General features: G+C 61.7%; 18 protein-coding genes. 15 read left to right on the forward strand and 3 right to left on the reverse strand.

Annotated features, from left to right (window positions below):
- The first annotated feature begins 238 nt into the window (after positions 1-238).
- The gene (locus G6N78_RS16560) at positions 239-673 is read left to right on the forward strand and encodes a hypothetical protein (protein WP_165220416.1); all 435 of its coding nucleotides are present in this window, start codon (positions 239-241) and stop codon (positions 671-673) included.
- A gap of 104 nt (positions 674-777) precedes the next feature.
- Here G6N78_RS16560 and G6N78_RS16565 read toward each other — a convergent pair whose 3' ends face one another.
- Entirely contained in the window at positions 778-1,212 is a 435-nt protein-coding gene (locus G6N78_RS16565; protein ID WP_165220419.1) for a CoA-binding protein, read from the reverse strand.
- 100 nt (positions 1,213-1,312) lie between these two features.
- On the opposite strand from G6N78_RS16565, the gene G6N78_RS16570 reads away from it, so the two are divergent.
- The 10 genes from G6N78_RS16570 (at position 1,313) to G6N78_RS16615 (ending at position 9,001) form a co-directional block, all read left to right on the forward strand.
- Positions 1,313-1,663, forward strand: coding sequence for a hypothetical protein (locus tag G6N78_RS16570; protein ID WP_165220422.1), 351 nt, complete (start codon positions 1,313-1,315; stop codon positions 1,661-1,663).
- Positions 1,664-1,904: 241 nt separating this feature from the next.
- A complete protein-coding gene (gene rplM, locus G6N78_RS16575) occupies positions 1,905-2,369 on the forward strand; it encodes a 50S ribosomal protein L13 (RefSeq protein ID WP_165220425.1) in 465 nt (154 codons plus the stop codon).
- A 2-nt stretch (positions 2,370-2,371) separates the two neighbouring features.
- Positions 2,372-2,839 (forward strand): 30S ribosomal protein S9, encoded by a 468-nt coding sequence (rpsI, locus tag G6N78_RS16580; protein ID WP_165220428.1) that lies wholly within the window; start codon positions 2,372-2,374, stop codon positions 2,837-2,839.
- A gap of 142 nt (positions 2,840-2,981) precedes the next feature.
- Positions 2,982-3,763 (forward strand): IS5 family transposase gene (locus G6N78_RS16585; RefSeq protein ID WP_234905797.1). Its coding sequence is split into 2 segments (ribosomal slippage): positions 2,982-3,312 and positions 3,312-3,763, totalling 783 coding nucleotides; the frame shifts between segments, so codons are not numbered across the junction.
- Positions 3,764-3,793: 30 nt separating this feature from the next.
- Complete coding sequence (locus G6N78_RS16590) at positions 3,794-4,831, forward strand: GTP pyrophosphokinase (RefSeq protein ID WP_165220431.1); 1,038 nt, start codon at positions 3,794-3,796, stop codon at positions 4,829-4,831.
- A gap of 2 nt (positions 4,832-4,833) precedes the next feature.
- Positions 4,834-5,793 carry an agmatinase gene (gene speB / locus G6N78_RS16595; protein WP_165220434.1) on the forward strand — a complete coding sequence of 320 codons (960 nt, stop codon included), beginning with the start codon at positions 4,834-4,836 and terminating at the stop codon, positions 5,791-5,793.
- 72 nt (positions 5,794-5,865) lie between these two features.
- Positions 5,866-6,798: an N-acetyl-gamma-glutamyl-phosphate reductase gene (gene argC / locus G6N78_RS16600; protein WP_165220437.1), complete on the forward strand. Its 933-nt coding sequence runs from the start codon at positions 5,866-5,868 to the stop codon at positions 6,796-6,798.
- 36 nt (positions 6,799-6,834) lie between these two features.
- Positions 6,835-7,233 carry a VOC family protein gene (locus tag G6N78_RS16605; protein WP_165220440.1) on the forward strand — a complete coding sequence of 133 codons (399 nt, stop codon included), beginning with the start codon at positions 6,835-6,837 and terminating at the stop codon, positions 7,231-7,233.
- Complete coding sequence (locus G6N78_RS16610; RefSeq protein WP_165220443.1) at positions 7,230-8,108, forward strand: aminoglycoside phosphotransferase family protein; 879 nt, start codon at positions 7,230-7,232, stop codon at positions 8,106-8,108. Before G6N78_RS16605 ends, G6N78_RS16610 begins: the two co-directional genes overlap by 4 nt.
- A gap of 65 nt (positions 8,109-8,173) precedes the next feature.
- Positions 8,174-9,001, forward strand: a complete 828-nt coding sequence (locus G6N78_RS16615; protein WP_165220445.1) for a DODA-type extradiol aromatic ring-opening family dioxygenase — start codon at positions 8,174-8,176, stop codon at positions 8,999-9,001.
- An 8-nt stretch (positions 9,002-9,009) separates the two neighbouring features.
- Here the strand turns inward: G6N78_RS16615 and G6N78_RS16620 are convergent, their stop codons facing one another.
- Positions 9,010-10,113 (reverse strand): COX15/CtaA family protein, encoded by a 1,104-nt coding sequence (locus G6N78_RS16620; protein WP_165220447.1) that lies wholly within the window; start codon positions 10,111-10,113, stop codon positions 9,010-9,012.
- Positions 10,114-10,248: 135 nt separating this feature from the next.
- Between G6N78_RS16620 and G6N78_RS16625 the strand changes: the two genes are divergently transcribed.
- Positions 10,249-10,458, forward strand: a complete 210-nt coding sequence (locus G6N78_RS16625) for a DUF2842 domain-containing protein (protein WP_165220449.1) — start codon at positions 10,249-10,251, stop codon at positions 10,456-10,458.
- Between the two features lie 135 nt (positions 10,459-10,593).
- Positions 10,594-11,823, forward strand: a complete 1,230-nt coding sequence (locus G6N78_RS16630; protein ID WP_234905823.1) for a GNAT family N-acetyltransferase — start codon at positions 10,594-10,596, stop codon at positions 11,821-11,823.
- Between the two features lie 24 nt (positions 11,824-11,847).
- On the opposite strand, the gene G6N78_RS16635 is transcribed toward G6N78_RS16630, so the two are convergent.
- Positions 11,848-14,064, reverse strand: a complete 2,217-nt coding sequence (locus G6N78_RS16635; RefSeq protein ID WP_165220451.1) for a GumC family protein — start codon at positions 14,062-14,064, stop codon at positions 11,848-11,850.
- Positions 14,065-14,279: 215 nt separating this feature from the next.
- Between G6N78_RS16635 and G6N78_RS16640 the strand changes: the two genes are divergently transcribed.
- The gene (locus tag G6N78_RS16640) at positions 14,280-14,834 is read left to right on the forward strand and encodes a polysaccharide biosynthesis/export family protein (protein WP_370691527.1); all 555 of its coding nucleotides are present in this window, start codon (positions 14,280-14,282) and stop codon (positions 14,832-14,834) included.
- A gap of 5 nt (positions 14,835-14,839) precedes the next feature.
- Positions 14,840-16,000: a glycosyltransferase family 4 protein gene (locus G6N78_RS16645; protein WP_165220455.1), complete on the forward strand. Its 1,161-nt coding sequence runs from the start codon at positions 14,840-14,842 to the stop codon at positions 15,998-16,000.
- The last annotated feature ends 76 nt before the right edge of the window (positions 16,001-16,076 follow it).

Raw genomic sequence — 16,076 nt, forward strand, 5'->3', positions numbered from 1 at the left:
CCCTGTTGTGTCTTTTGTCGGCGTCCGGTGCGTTGGATGCCAAGAGCAGCGACTATAACGGCGCTTGCGGCAGACGGACAGGCGACCGTGCACAACATCCGATCATCGGGCGCAAATTTTTGCTCACCTCGGCGGCTTATGGAAAAACACGTCCGGTTGTTCCCGATTTGACCAGGATCAAGGTCGGTTGCGGCGCCTCTGGCATTTTCATCGCAGATGATCAGCCTGGAGCCGTGACATGACCATGAACGATGCCAAATCCCATCTCGCGCAGCGGGTCGGCAAACAACTCGTTGATTGGTATTCCGACTTGAGGGTCCGGCACGAGGATGAACGGGCGCTGGTGAACCTCGACCCGGAAAGCCGTCGGCAGCTGGCCGCGGATTGCAACGTCAATTTCGACACATTGCTCGAAGTGGTGCGCGCCGGTGCCCATGGCGCCGACGAGATGATCGAGATGCTGAAGGCGCTGCATATCGATCCGGCCGATCTTCAGGCGCACCTGCCGGATCTTTTCCGCGACATGCAGGTGACCTGTGCCACCTGTCAGGACAAGGGCCGCTGCCGGTACGACCTGAAAGACGGCACGGCGCCGGTGAATTTTGCAGATTACTGCGCCAACGCACCGGCGCTCAACGTGATGCGGGCAGAGCCGCCACTCCTACGGGAATGAGCCACAGGCTCGCATGCCCGACCGCTGCCCTCTTCCGATTTGCCCAATGACGGGATGGCAGCGGCTTTTTATCACCAGCGCCGGATGGCGCCGGCGCGTGGCGTTCAGTGATGACCGAGCAGCCTGGGATATTCGATCGCCGGGCACCGGTCCTGCACGACCTTGATGCCGGCCGCCTCTGCACGGGCTGCCGCTTCATCGTCCCGCACGCCGAGCTGGGTCCAGACCACCTTCGGCTTGGTGGACAAGGTCAGCACGTCGTCCATGATCTCGTCCATGAATTCCGGCGACCGGAAGACATCGATCATATCCACCGCCTCAGGCACTTCGCTCAGCGCGGCGTAAACCGTCTGGCCCTGGATCTTCTTGCCCGCCTGGCCCGGATTGACCGGGATCACATGATAGCCTTTGGACAACAGGAAGCCGATGACCCCGTAGCTGGGCCTGACCGGGTTGGGTGAAGCACCCAGCACGGCCACGGTTTTCACCGTCTTCAGGATCTCTGCAACATAACCGTCGTCATATCGATCGTGATTCATCGCGTCATCCTCCAAGTTCGGCCAAATTGCCGTCAGCGCCACTTGGCCGTAAGGTATTGTGCGCTATCTCCGTTCCATGAGCTTTAACAGGAATTCTAAGATGCGACAGACATTTCCCGTTCTGCTGTCCGTCATACCGCTGTCTCTCGTTCTGGTCGCACCGGCACATGCCATCTCGCGGTACAATTCCACCGGCATGACCTGCCAGGCGGTGCAATCCACCCTCGCCCGCGAAGGTGCCGCGGTGCTGCGCTATCCCGGGCGTACCGGGGTGACGCTCTATGACCGTTACGTCTCGTCCGGCCGGTTCTGCACGGCCGACGACTTTGCTGATGACGCCACCGTTCCAACACGCGACCGCGCCGATTGCCCCGTCAAACATTGCGTCAAACGCCCCTCTCCCGAGGATTGCGGCGGCTTTTTCGAACCCGGCTGCACGGGCTTTCCCTGACCTAAATTGTGGTATCATATAACCACATCATCAACCCATTGAATTTGCTTATCTATTTTTCAGAGCGCCGAATTGGCGCCGATTGACGCTTTGTCATGGCTTGCGTATAAGCGCCGCCAGGATACGGGCACGGTGTCGTGCGCGCTTCCCCGGCCGTGCAGACGGCCACAACCAAGCAACAAAAAACGCCCTGAGACGAGGACTTGAGCCTTGCTTTGGGATCACCAAGAAGAGAGCTATCATGTCTACCTTCGTACAGAAGCCCGCCGAGGTGGAGAAGAAGTGGGTGCTGATCGACGCCGAAGGTCTCGTCGTCGGCCGTCTCGCCACCATCATCGCAACCCGCCTGCGCGGCAAGCACAAGGCCACCTACACGCCCCACGTCGACGACGGCGACAATGTCATCGTCATCAATGCCGACAAGGTCGTGTTCACCGGCAAGAAGTACACCGACAAGAAGTACTACTGGCACACCGGTTACCCGGGCGGCATCAAGGAACGTACGGCACGCGCCATCATCGAAGGCCGCTTTCCGGAGCGCGTTCTCGAAAAGGCCGTTGAGCGCATGATCCCGCGCGGCCCGCTCGGCCGTCGCCAGATGAAGAACCTTCGCGTTTACGCCGGTTCCAACCATCCGCACGAAGCCCAGCAGCCGGTCTCGCTCGACGTCGCCAAGCTCAGCAACAAGAACACAAGGAGCGCCTGATTATGGCTGACCTTTCCTCTCTCAAGGACCTCGGCACGGTCGCCCAGGCTTCCGCTCCGGTTCGCGAGCGCAAGGTTGACGCACAGGGCCGCTCCTACGCAACCGGCAAGCGCAAGAACGCCGTTGCCCGCGTATGGGTCAAGGCCGGTTCCGGCAAGATCATCGTCAACGGCAAGGACTATTCGGCATACTTCGCCCGTCCGGTCCTGCAGATGATCCTGCAGCAGCCGATCGTTGCTGCCGCACGCGCCGGCCAGTTCGACGTGATTGCCACGGTTGCCGGCGGCGGTCTCTCCGGCCAGGCTGGTGCCGTTCGTCACGGCATCTCCAAGGCCATGACCTACTTCGAGCCGGGCCTGCGCTCGGTTCTGAAGAAGGGTGGCTTCCTGACCCGCGACAGCCGCGTTGTCGAGCGTAAGAAGTACGGCAAGGCCAAGGCCCGCCGTTCGTTCCAGTTCTCCAAGCGTTAATCGCCGGAGACCGGATTACGGTCAAAGATCAAGGCGGGGCTTCGGCTCCGCCTTTTTTGTGTATAACTTCTAGGTCCTGTTGACAAAGTGGATTCCCAAATCAGCGGAAGCATGATTCAAGACTGCTTTTTAGGAGGCAGCTTTGGCTCGTGGCGACCTGACGGATATGGAGTGGCGGATCATTGAGGGTCTGTTACCCACCGAACGTGGTAGGAAATCCCGGCCCTCGCACGATAATCGACGATACCTGAACGGTATGCTGCATGTTCTTCGGGTCGGCTGCCCCTGGCGCGATATGCATGAGCGCTACGGAAAGTGGAACTCGGTCTATGTACGCTTTCGCCGTTGGGCCGAACAGGGCGTGTGGGACGCTCTTCTTGAGACCTTGGTCGAACTTGGGCTAACGGATGACTGGCAGCACATGATCGACAGCACCACGGTTCGCGGCCATTCGCAGGCTGCGGGCGCTAAAGGGGGACTTATCAGGAGGCTTTTGGTCGATCACGCGGCGGCTTTACGACGAAAATCCACGCCCGAGCAGACGGTCAGGGACGCCCTCTTGGCTTCATCCTGACGGGCGGAGAGGTTTCGGACTACAACGCCGTTCCGGACCTGCTGGCGATACCGGTCGGCAAACCGAGGCTGTTCCTTGCCGATAAAGGCTATGACGGCGATTTCCTGCGTGAAGAACTCCTGATCCACGGGATCAGGCCCGTCATTCCGCCGAAGGCCAACCGGAAGAACCCGCCTGCCTGCGACTTCCGGGCATACAAGGATCGAAACCGCATAGAGCGGATGTTCAACCGCCTCAAGCAGTTCCGTCGCATCGCGACCCGATACGACAAGACCCGAAAATCCTTCGCAGCATTCCTTGCCCTGGCCGCCGCAAAGATATGGCTGCCATACTTTGTCAACAGAACCTAGTTAATAGCTGAATTTTCCAAGGTAGTTGCCATGTCAGATTTTCAGGATTTCTACCGCTCTCGGGAGGCGCTGCTACAACGAACATGCAACGCAGCAACAGGATTGATTTCAAGCCTGCTCGAGGCAAAGGAGATTGAATACCTTTCCGTGTCGGGCAGAGTAAAGTCGCTTACATCATGCCTGGAAAAGATTGTCAGAAAACAGTACAAAAAGCCAAGCGAATCCATTACCGATCTAGTTGGGATTCGCGTAATAGTTTATTTTGAACATCAATTAAGCGAAGTAGAAGAAATAATACGCACCAATTGTTCAGTAGACGAAAACAATTCTTCGTCAAAAGATGCTGATTTGGGCGATGACAGAATTGGGTATAGATCAACGCATTTGGTATGCACCTTTGATCGCAGTAGATCCTCGCTCATTGAATACCGCAATGTGTCAGGACAGCGCTTTGAAATCCAAATTCGAACTGTTCTACAACACGCATGGGCGGAGCTCGCGCATGACCGGGCATACAAACTTTCAGGCGGCCTACCGAAGAAGATTCAGCGAGAAGTCAATCTGTACGCGGGAATGCTGGAAATAGCAGATTCTTCATTCAGTAAGATTGTCAAAGAGATTGATTTATACAAGAAAGACATCGAGTTCAGAAATATAGACGATAAACAGATAAATGTTTTAACTGTAAATCGCCTGATCGAGGACATATCAAATGCGAATAACCTCAAATTTAGAGATAAACGTTACTGCGACGATGTTATTATCGGAGAGCTAGCGAATTTTGGCTTTGAGAACATAGGCTCACTGCGTAAGGCAATCGATAGTGAATTTATTGAGGCCACCAAACGATATCAAACAGACAATACAGACGCCGGCTTTCTACGGGATCTAATGATGTGGATCGATCCGAACAAATACTTTTCAAAATGCTGGAAAGGCAGCTGGAATGGAGTAGATGGCAACACTCAGGAAATGATTGAGATAAAGCATCCAAACTTTGCATTAATACTTGAAGAGTTTGCTATCGATATAGATGATGATTTTGGTGCTCCTAACGAAGACGATTAGCAATGAAATCCATCGACCATGCCTTTACCGCAAAACAGCTGCGCAGTGCGGCCACAGACCCGACCTATGCCGGGGCGCTCTCCTTCATGCGCCGCCCCTATTCGAAATCGCTGGTGGATGTCGATGCCGTGGTGCTCGGCATCCCCTTCGACGCGGCCGTTTCCAACCGGCCGGGCGCGCGTTTCGGGCCGCAGGCGATCCGGCGGGCGTCCGCCATCTTCGATAATGATCCGCAATACCCGTTCGCCCGCGACCTCTTCGAACAGATGGCGGTGGTCGATTATGGCGACGTGCTGCTGGACTACGGCAACCACCAGGAGACGCCGGCACGGATCGAGGAACAGGCGGCGGCGATTCTGGCCTCCGGCGCCTATCTTCTCGGTCTCGGCGGCGATCATTTCGTCACCTGGCCGCTGCTGAAAGCCCATGCGGCCAAACACGGCCCGCTGGCGCTCGTCCATTTCGACGCGCATCAGGACACCTGGGACGACGACGGACAGCGCATCGACCACGGTTCCTTCGTTGGCCGGGCGGTGCGCGAAGGTGTCATCGACGCTGCCCATTCGATCCAGATCGGCATCCGCTCTGAGGCGCCGCAGGATTTCGGCATCCGCATTCTGCATGGCTACGAGGTGGAGGACATGAGTGCGCAGACGATTGCCGAGGCGATCCTTGCTCATGTCGGGGAGCGCCCCTGCTACCTCACCTTCGATATCGACTGCCTGGACCCGGCCTTTGCGCCCGGCACCGGAACACCGGTCGCCGGTGGCCCGTCGTCGGCCAAGATCCTCTCCGTGCTGCGCAAGCTCGGGCCGCTCGATATTCGCGGTTCGGACGTGGTGGAGGTGGCGCCCGCCTATGATCATGCCGATATCACCGCCATTGCCGGTGCGACGGTCGCGATGTATATGCTGGGCCTTCGGGCAGAACGGCTTTCCGAGCGACTGGCGGCTTCCCGTTAACAAACTGAATCAAGTGGCGGATAAACTGATTCCGCCAAGCAGGCTAACCCACTGACCGATTGGACAAATGACATGAGCGCGAAGATCTTCATTGATGGCGAACACGGCACCACGGGGCTGCAGATCCGCACCCGCATGGCCGGCCGCCGCGATGTCGAGCTCCTGTCGATCCCGGAAGCGGAACGCCGCAATGCCGCGATGCGCGAAGACCTGTTGAACAGCGCCGACATCGCGATCCTCTGCCTGCCCGACGACGCCTCACGCGAGGCCGTCTCGATGCTGTCGGGCAACAACAAGGTGCGGATCATCGACACGTCCACCGCCTATCGGGTGGCGGACGACTGGGCCTATGGTTTTGCCGAAATGGACAGCGCGCAGAGGGAGAAGATCCGCTCCGCACGCTGCGTCGCCAATCCGGGCTGCTATCCGACGGGCGCCATCGCGCTTCTGCGGCCGCTGCGGGCTGCCGGCCTGCTGCCGGACGGGTATCCGGTCTCCGTCAATGCGGTCTCCGGCTATACCGGCGGCGGCAAACAGATGATCGCGCAGATGGAAGACGCAAGCCGCGACGACGCGATCACCGCCAATAATTTCCTCTACGGACTGACGCTGAAGCACAAGCATGTGCCGGAGATGAAGATCCACGGCCTGCTGGACCGTGCGCCGCTCTTCTCGCCCTCCGTCGGTCGTTTTGCCCAGGGCATGATCGTGCAGGTGCCGCTGTTCCTCGAGGATCTGAAGGACGGCACAACACTGGAAGGTGTGCACGCCGCCCTCGTCGCCCATTATGCCGGCCAGGACATCGTCCGTGTCGTGCCGCTCGAGGAAAGCGCCAAGCTTTCCCGCATCGATGCGGAGGAACTGGTGGGCCAGGACACGATGAAGCTCTTCGTCTTCGGCTCGGCCGGCGGCGCGCATGTCAACCTCGTCGCCGTGCTCGACAATCTCGGCAAGGGTGCCTCTGGGGCTGCCGTCCAGAACATGGACCTGATGCTGTCGGCCTGAGGGGCGGAACCTGGACCACCCAACAAGGAGGCGGGAATGCTGGATCACATCGGCCTGTCTGTTGCGGATCTTTCCCGTTCCCGCGCCTTCTACGACGCCGTCATGCCGACGCTCGGTGCAGCCTGCGTCATGGCCGTGACGGCGGAGGAGACCGGCGGCACCTATGAGGGCGCCGGCTATGGCCGCAGTGGCAAACCCTCCTTCTGGATCGGCAGCGGCGGACGCACGAAGGGCAGCTTGCACGTTGCCTTCGTGGCGGAGAGCCGCGCCGCCGTCGATGCCTTCTACGCTGCCGCCATGGCAGCGGGGGCTACCGACAATGGCGCGCCGGGGCTGCGCCCTCATTATCACCCGAACTACTATGCCGCCTTCGTGCTCGATCCCGACGGCCACAATATCGAGGCCGTCTGCCACCTGCCGCCCGTTAGCGCATGAGCGGGCATGACAGGCCGGCAGCAATCGATCCCCTCCTGAGGCCCGACCTTCTGGCCGCGTGGCAGCTGACGGAAGCAAGCCTGCTCGCCGACACCCATACGAGCCGTCTCTACCGTGTCCGACGCACAGATGGCACGACAGCGGTCCTCAAGCTTTTGAAGCCCGAGGGCCGGCATGAGCGGGCGGGCTTTGCCTATCTCGCCTGGCGGGACGGCCTGGGTGCCGTGCGACTGCTGGCGCAGGAAGAGGACGCCTGCCTGCTCGACGATGCGGGTGCGCAGAGCCTTGCCGACCTGCACGAGAAGGAGGGAGACCGGACCGCGACGCCGATCCTCTGCCAGATTCTGCCGCTTCTGCATGCCCCTTCTCCAGAACCGCCGCCAGCCGATCTCGTGCCGCTCGAGCGGCATTTCCAGAGCCTGTTCGCGCTTGCCGATCAGGACGGCCCGCACCGGGACATGGCACGCTGGGCGGCGCGCGGAGTGCAGGACCTGATAGCGGGGCAAACCCGCCCTATCCCGCTGCATGGCGACCTGCATCATGGCAATGTCCTGAAAGGCGCAGACGGAGACTGGCGGGTGATCGACCCGCAGGGCCTGATCGGCGACCCGGCCTATGAAGTGGCAAACGTCTTCGGCAATCCGTCGGGCGCCCATCTCTTTGCGCCCGAGCGCGTCGCGGTGCTGGCGGAGGCGTTCGCACCGGTGCTGGAGTGCAGCGCCCTGCGGGTGCTGCGGTTTGCCGGGGCACACGCCATGCTGTCGATTGCCTGGTCGCTCGACCGGCCGGATGATGCGGACGCGCTCGAAAACATCCGCGAACGCAGCGCCGTCGCCGGCCTCGTTCGTTCACTGATCGAACAACAATCTGTTTGAGATTTGTGCCATAGTGTGAACAGCCGATCCGCGCTATCGTCGCCTCACCATCGGAGGCCTCGTTCATGCAGCACACCCGCTTTCCCGTCTATTTCATCCCGCATGGCGGCGGCCCCTGGCCGTTCATGGAGTTTCCGAAGGACGAGACGGGGCGCGGTCCCTGGGACGAGCTGGGTGATTTTCTCCGGGGTCTGAGCGCCGAAATCGGCCGCAAGCCGAAGGCGGTGCTGGTTGTCTCGGGCCACTGGGAAACCGAACCGGTGCCGACGCTGAGCACGGCACCGAAGCCGCCGATGCTGTTCGACTACTACAATTTCCCGCCCCACACCTATGAACTCTCCTATCCGGCTCGAAGCTCGCCGGAGCTTGCCGCGCGTGCCCGCCAGTTGCTGTCGGAGGCCGGCATTGCCTCGGCGGAAGACCCGACGCGCGGGTTCGACCACGGAGTCTTCGTGCCCTTGATGCTGATCTATCCGGATGCGGATGTGCCGATCACGATGATTTCGCTGAAGAACACGCTCGACGTCGAAAGCCATGTGGCGATCGGCAAGGCGCTGGCGCCGCTGCGCGACGAGGACGTGCTGATCATCGCGTCGGGCATGAGCTATCACAACATGCGCAAGTTCCGCTCCCCCGAACCGGAGCATGTGGCGGAAGCCGTGCGGTTCGACGACTGGCTGACGCAGGCCGTTGCCGAGCCTAATCCCGCCGAGCGCGAGACTCGGCTTGCGTCATGGATGGAGAACCCGGATGCCCGGGCCTGCCACGTGCCGGATCATGACCACCTGGTGCCGCTGTTTGTCGCGGCCGGGGCCGCGGGACAGGATGCGGGCCGGCAGATTCTCCGCGCGACCTTCCTCGGCAAGCCCTATTCCGCCTACCGCTTCGGCTGACGGAAACGTCAGCCGATCGTCACAGCCGGCGCACTGTGGCCAAGCTCGCCGTAGAAGCCGCGCCAGTGGGTGATCGCGTAAGCGAGCACGACGAGCCCGCCGCCCTGGTGCAGCAGGCCGAGCTCGATCGGCACATGCAGGAGAAGCGTGGCAATGCCGATCGCCGCCTGCAGGCAGACGAGGCCGAAGAAGATCATCGCACCCTTCGCATGGGTCGTGCCGGGCGTTTTGTTGATCGAGACGATCATGTGCACGAAGGTCAGCGTCAACAGCAGGTAGGCCCCGCAGCGGTGGACGAACTGCACCGTCTTCGGGTTCTCGAAGAGGTTGATCCACCAAGGCTGTTGCACAAAGAGATCGCCCGGCACCAGCGAGCCGTCCATCAGCGGCCAGGTGTTGTAGGCAAAACCGGCATCAAGGCCTGCGACGAGAGCGCCGAGATAGATCTGGAAGAGCGCCAGGAAGGCGAGCCCGCCGGCGGCCAGATGCGACCGGGCTGTCGGCGGTCGATCGACCCTTTGCGGCGTCAGACCGCGCATGATCCAGACGCAGGCGGAAAAGATCAGACAGGCGATCGTCAGATGGGTGGCGAGCCGGTACTGCGAGACATCGGTGCGCACCGAAAGGCCCGAGGAGACCATCCACCATCCGACAAACCCCTGGAAACCGCCCAGCGCCAGCAGTCCGACGAGCGGCAGGCGCAGGCGCTTATCCACCTTGCCCGTCAGCCAGAAATAGAGAAGCGGCAGGCCGAAGATCAGGCCGATGGTGCGGGCCAGCAGCCGGTGCGCCCACTCCCACCAGAAGATGGACTTGAACTCGTCGAGCGACATGCCCTTGTTGATCTGCTGGTATTCCGGGATCTGGCGGTAGAGATCGAACTCCTCCTGCCATTCGGCGACCGACAGCGGCGGGATGACGCCGTGGATCGGCTTCCACTGCGTGATCGACAGGCCCGAATCGGTGAGCCGTGTCGCGCCGCCCACCAGCACGAGGCAGAACAGCGTGACGATCACCACCTGCAGCCAGCGGCGCAGCAAAAGCCGGTTCCGCTCCAAACCCTGAGCCTTGAGGGCCGTCTGCCCGTCGAGGATCGCACCTGATGTCGCCATGACCGTCTCCTGACATTCGTCAACAATGCCGTTGGCCGTTGATTTGCCTCATGCCCCTGTGCAAAACAAGAGCTGAGGGTTTGCGGCATGCCGTCGCGGCATCACCTGCAAAACAGTTACTGGGAGAGGCGTATCATGCCGGTTCGGCTGAAGAAACTCATCGGCACGGTCCTGATCATCATCCTCGTCTCGATCTATGCCGTGCTTGCCACGACGATTGCGACATTGACGCTCGCCACCTCCCCCTGGTGGGTGCATCTCCTCTATTTCGGCCTGAGCGGTGTCTTGTGGGTGCTGCCGGCCATGCTGATCATCCGCTGGATGGCCGGCCCGCGTAAGACCTGAACGCCGCCTTTCGGATCTCATCATTCACGCGCTGTTTACCATTAATCCCGATCCCTGCGCCCAATGTGTGCCGGAATAAACCGCTTGTTGGAACCTTGCCCCTACCCTTTGGCCTGAATGGCAAAGGGGTCTTTCGTGCACACCATCCGTCCGGCAATGATCGAGGGCGCCGAGCAGGCGCCATACGCGGAGCGGCAAACGGCGTCTGCCGCGGCTACGCTCGAGCTCGATCTGGTGGAGACGATGCACGAGGTCGAAGCCGCGTGGAAAAAGCTCGAGGGCTTGTCGTGCAACTCCCTGCATCAGGGTTTCGACTGGTGCAAGGCCTGGTTCGAAACGAGCGGCGAAGAGCCCCTTCTGCTGCATGGTCGCCGGGGAAACGAGACGCTGTTCCTGCTGCCGCTGTCGCTGAAGACGCGTCACGGCATTCGTCGGGCCGGATTTCCGGGCGGGCGCTACAACAATTTGAACACCGGCCTGTTTGCCGAGGATTACCGGCCGACGCCGGACGAGCAGCGCGCGATCGCGCTGAAGCTCAAGACGCTTCTCGCCGGTCGGGCGGATATGGTGGTTCTGGAGGCCGTTCCGCGTGAATGGCGTGGCCACCGCCATCCGCTTCACAGCCTCGCGGTGCAGGAGCACACCAACCATTCCTTCCAGCTGCCGCTGTTTGCCCGCTTCGAGGACACGCTGGCGCAGGTCAATGCCAAACGCCGGCGCAAGAAGTTCCGGGTCCAGACGCGGCGGATGGAGGAAATCGGCGGCTACGACTACATCACGCCGCAGACGCCGGAGGAACGGCATGGTCTGCTCGATCTGTTCTTCGCGCAGAAGAGCACCCGGTTCCGGGCGCAGGGCCTGCCGGATGTGTTTGCCGATGGCCGGGTGCAGGCCTTCCTCCACAGGCTGCTTGATGTCGCGCCGAACGGCATCGATCATCCGCTGGTGCTGCACGCAATCCGGCTGCGGCAGGGCGGCGACAACGATATTCCGGCCATTGCCGGCCTCTCGCGCAAGGGCGATCACATCATCTGCCAGTTCGGCTCGATCGACGAAAGCCGCGTGCCGGATACCAGCCCCGGCGAGCTTCTGTTCTGGCACATGATCGAGGAGGCCTGCGGACAGGGCGCGGCACTGTTTGACTTCGGCGTCGGTGACCAGCTTTACAAACGCAGCTGGTGTCCCGTCGAGACGGTGCAATATGACATCGTGCTGCCGGTCTCGCTGAAGGGGCAACTTGCGGCGCAGGCACACACGGCCCTGACGCGGGCCAAGGCTATGGTCAAGCGCAATCCGTTGCTCTACCGGACCCTGCAACGCATTCGCTCGGCGCAGGTGACCACGCCGAGCGATAAAGATGACTGAACCGTCTTCTGCGACCGCCGTCGATCAGGCGGCGTAGCGGCCGCTCCGGCTGGGACGCCCGGCGATATCGGCGGACATGACGAGCGGCTGGCGATAGCCGGCGGCTTCATAATCCTCCAGAAGTTCCGCGATTTCGGCAGGGCTTGCTTGCGGCAGCGACAGAATGAGTTCGCTTGCGCCGTCGCGCGTCAGACGCTTCAGCCCGGTCGCCTCCGCTTGGCCGCACTCGACCAGAACCACGTCATACGCACCGGAGAGCGCATCCAGAACCATCGTCAGCCGATCGGCGCCGCGCATCGCCTGTTCGGCATCGGCGGTTCCCTGCGGGATGATATGCGCATCGGACAGCCGGTCCGGATGGATGGTCTCGCCGAACGGCGTCGTGCCGCACAGAAGATCCGTCACGCCCGGCAGGCTGGCGCTTTCGGCCATGAGGCGCGTCGGGCAGGCCGTGCCCGTCATATCGACCACGACGACCGAGCGGCCGGCTTCAGAAATTTCACGCGCCAGAAGCACGGTGGCGGTCGAGCCTTCGTCACCGGTCGGGGATACGGCAACGGCAAAGGGCGCCTCCCGCCGCAGGAGGTAATCGCGCACTGCCTCCAGGCTGAGGGCAGCATGCGGCACGGCCAGTTCCTCCGCCCCCTCGTCGTCTAGCGACGGATCGTCTTGCTCGGGCTGATCCTGCACGCTGGCACCGGCAAGCGCCGAGAGATCGCGCTCCGCAGAAGCGGCGAACTCGTTGCGATGGACGTCGTCCTCATCCTCGTCCGCGTCCACGTGGTGTGCCAGGACCGGCTGGCGGGCACTCTGGCGCGAGGCTGTCGGATGATCAAGCGTGCCGTCATCGGCGGGGCGAAGGCCGCGACCGGTAAAGAGCGCCAGCACGATGATGCCGATGCAATAGAGAATGAGGGTCGCCAATGCCACGACGATGGTGATCGGCAGGATTTTCGGAAAATAGGGTTCGACCGGTTCGATGGCGGTGGAGACCACGCGGGCATCGGCCGGCGTCGAATTGGGATCGACGCGGGATGCGGCCTCGCGGTAGCGCGCGAGATAGGTTTCGAGCAGCTGGCGCTGGGCGGCGGCTTCGCGCTCCAGGGCCCGCAGGCCGACTTCCTCTTCACCGGCACGGGCGCTGTCCGCCTTCACGCCGTTCAGCTGCTGGACAAGCTGCTGTTCGCGCAGCTTGGCAACCGTCGCCTCGCTTTCGAGGCTCGCCAGGATCTTGCGGGTTTCCGCCTCGATCTGCTGGCGGATGCCGGCGAGCTGGGCCCGCAAACCCTTCAGGCGCGGATGCCCATCCATCAGCGCAATCTGGGCCTGGGAAATATCCGCCTGGATATTGGCTTCGGTTTCCTTCAGCCGCTGGATGACGGACGAACTGACGACATCGCCGAGCGTATCGAAACCGGCCCCGGCCTTCAGGGCGGTGCGGACATTTTCGGCCCGTGCTTCAGCATTCGCCCGCTCGCCGCGCACGCGCGCCAGTTCCTGGGAAATGTCGTTCAGCTGCTGCGAGGAGAAACTGGTGTTTTCGCTGGATTGGAACAGACCGGCATTTGTCCGGTAATCGGCGACGCGCTTTTCCGCCTCGCGCACCTTTTCACGCAGGCTTGCGATTTCCGGCTCCAGCCAGCGGGTGGTTTCCGTGTGGGTATCGAGCTTGGCGCCGCTCTGCATCGAGAGATAGACGTCCGCCATCTTGTTCGGGATGCCGGCGGCAAGCTTCGGATCCTCCGACGCAAGCTCGATCGCGATGACGCGCGAGCCTTCGACGGGGTAGACCTGCAGCTTTTCGCGGAAGGCCTTGATGACGCGATCTTCCGGAGGCAGATCCATCGGGTTCTGCTTGAGGCCGAGCAGCACCAGCGGATCGGGCAACCAGGAATGCGCCTCCGGATCGAACTCCTTCAGATCGAAGAGCTTCATGTCGCGGGCCACCTGGCGGATCAGATCCGCCGATTGCAGAATCTGCGCCTGGCTGACGATGTTATACTGGTCGAGCACCTGATCATTGGTGCCCTGCGGCGCCTCCCCGCTCATATGCGTGTCGCGCGCTTCGATCAGAATGCGGGTTTCCGCCTTGTATTCCGGCGTCATCAGGCTGGAGCCGACAAAGGCCACCGCGGCGGCAATGGCGGTCGTCGTCAGAATGGCCTTGCGCCGTTCCCACACGGCTGCAAAAAGCTGGCCGATATCGATATCCGCATCCTGATTGCCGCTTACGCCTGACATCGCGCTTCTCCACTTGAACACTCGCGGGCGAGCGTAAAGGAACATGGTAAGCATGGTGTTAACGCTGCGGGAGAGAGCGGCTTTCTTACAGCTTAGGCAAGAAAGTTCAGAAGTGCGCCACCTCTTTACCGGGCATTAACCCTAACGGATGGATAACAGCACTCATGTTTTTTCAGCCGGAGTCCGCGCGGATGATTTTCGCACGTCGCAAACCAATGTTGGCATGGGCGCTCGCCAGCGTCGTGGCCATGGCCCTGTCCGGTTGCACCTCTTATCAGCCGGCGCCGAAGTCCTTTCAGCAGGCCACCATCCAGCCCTACCGGCTGGACAGCGGCGACCGTCTGCGCGTGACGGTGTTCGACCAGCCGAACCTCAGCAATACCTACACCGTCGATCAGGCGGGCTATATCTCCTTCCCGCTGGTCGGCCAGGTGCCTGCCCGCGGCGAAACGATGGCAAGCCTCGAAGGCGCGCTGGCCGCCAAGCTGCGCCAGGGGTATCTGCGCGATCCGGATGTGACGATCGAGGTCGATCGCTACCGCCCCGTCTTCGTGATGGGCGAAGTGGGTCGTCCCGGCCAGTATTCCTACGTGCCCGGCATGACGGTGCAGAATGCCGTCGCGGTGGCCGGCGGCTTTACCGCCCGCGGCAACCAGCGTGACGTGGACGTTACCCGCAAGATCAATGGCCGGGTGCTGACCGGACGCACGACGATCTCGAGCACCGTGCTGGCCGGAGACACCATCTACGTCCGCGAGCGGCTGTTCTAAATCCGATGGCCGCCAACGAGGCTCCACTCAGGATCATCCACTGTTTCCGCTCGCCGGTCGGCGGGATCTTCCGGCATGTGCGCGATCTCGTGGAGCGGCATGCGGCGGAAGGCCATGCGGTGGGTATTCTGTGCGACAGCTCCACCGGCGGCGCGCATGAGGAAAAACTGTTCGAGGCTCTTCTGCCGCATCTATCCCTCGGTCTGAACCGCCTGCCGATCCGGCGCGCGATCAGCCCGTCGGACCTCGTGGCGCTGCAGGCGAGCTACAGGCACATCAAGAGTTTGAAGCCGGACATTTTGCACGGACACGGCGCCAAGGGCGGCGTCGTCGTGCGGTTGATCGGCTCACTGTTGCGGGTAAACAGGTATTGCGTCGCCCGCCTTTATTCCCCGCACGGCGGAAGCCTGCATTATGACCGGAACCGCCCCTCCGGACAGGTGGTGCTGCGGCTGGAACGCTTTCTGGAGCGCTTCACCGACCAGCTGGTGTTCGTCTGCGACTTCGAGCGGCGCACCTATGAGGCCAAGGTGGGGCGTCCGCGCATTCCGGCCCAGGTGATCTACAACGGCATCACCGACGACGAGTTCGCCGCCATCCCGACAGGACCTGACGGAGCCGATTTCCTCTATATCGGGATGATGCGCGACCTGAAGGGACCGGACGTCTTCATCGATGCCTTTGAGACGGTCGAACGGAGCCTTGGACGTCCCCTCTCCGCCGTCATGGTCGGCGATGGACCCGACAAGGAGCGTTACCGGCAGAGAATTCATGCGCGTGGCCTCTCGGACCGCCTCACCCTGCATGACGCCATGCCGGCACGCGAGGCTTTTGCCATGGCAAAGATCGTCGTCGTTCCGTCCCGCGCCGAGGCCATGCCCTACATTGTTCTCGAGGCCCTGGCGGCGGAAAAACCGCTGATTGCCACCCGCGTCGGCGGCATTCCCGAGGTGATGGGAGAGGAGAGCCCGGCACTCGCCGCACCAGGCGATGCGGCTGGCCTTGCGCGTCTGATGGGTCAGGCACTGACCGAGCCCGGCTGGAAGGAGCGCGCGATGCCACGGCCGGACGATTTCCGCTCCGTCTTTTCCGCATCCCACATGGCCGGTGACATGATGCAGCTCTACCGGAAATTGCTGACAGACCAAAGCTCAAAACTTTCTTAGCATCTTGCTGATATGTCTCGGGATTGGGGGAGAATGAGACACATTCCCCGCATGTTGAGCGACCAATGGGACCCTG

The organism is Allorhizobium pseudoryzae (assembly GCF_011046245.1).
Classification (GTDB): domain Bacteria; phylum Pseudomonadota; class Alphaproteobacteria; order Rhizobiales; family Rhizobiaceae; genus Neorhizobium; species Neorhizobium pseudoryzae.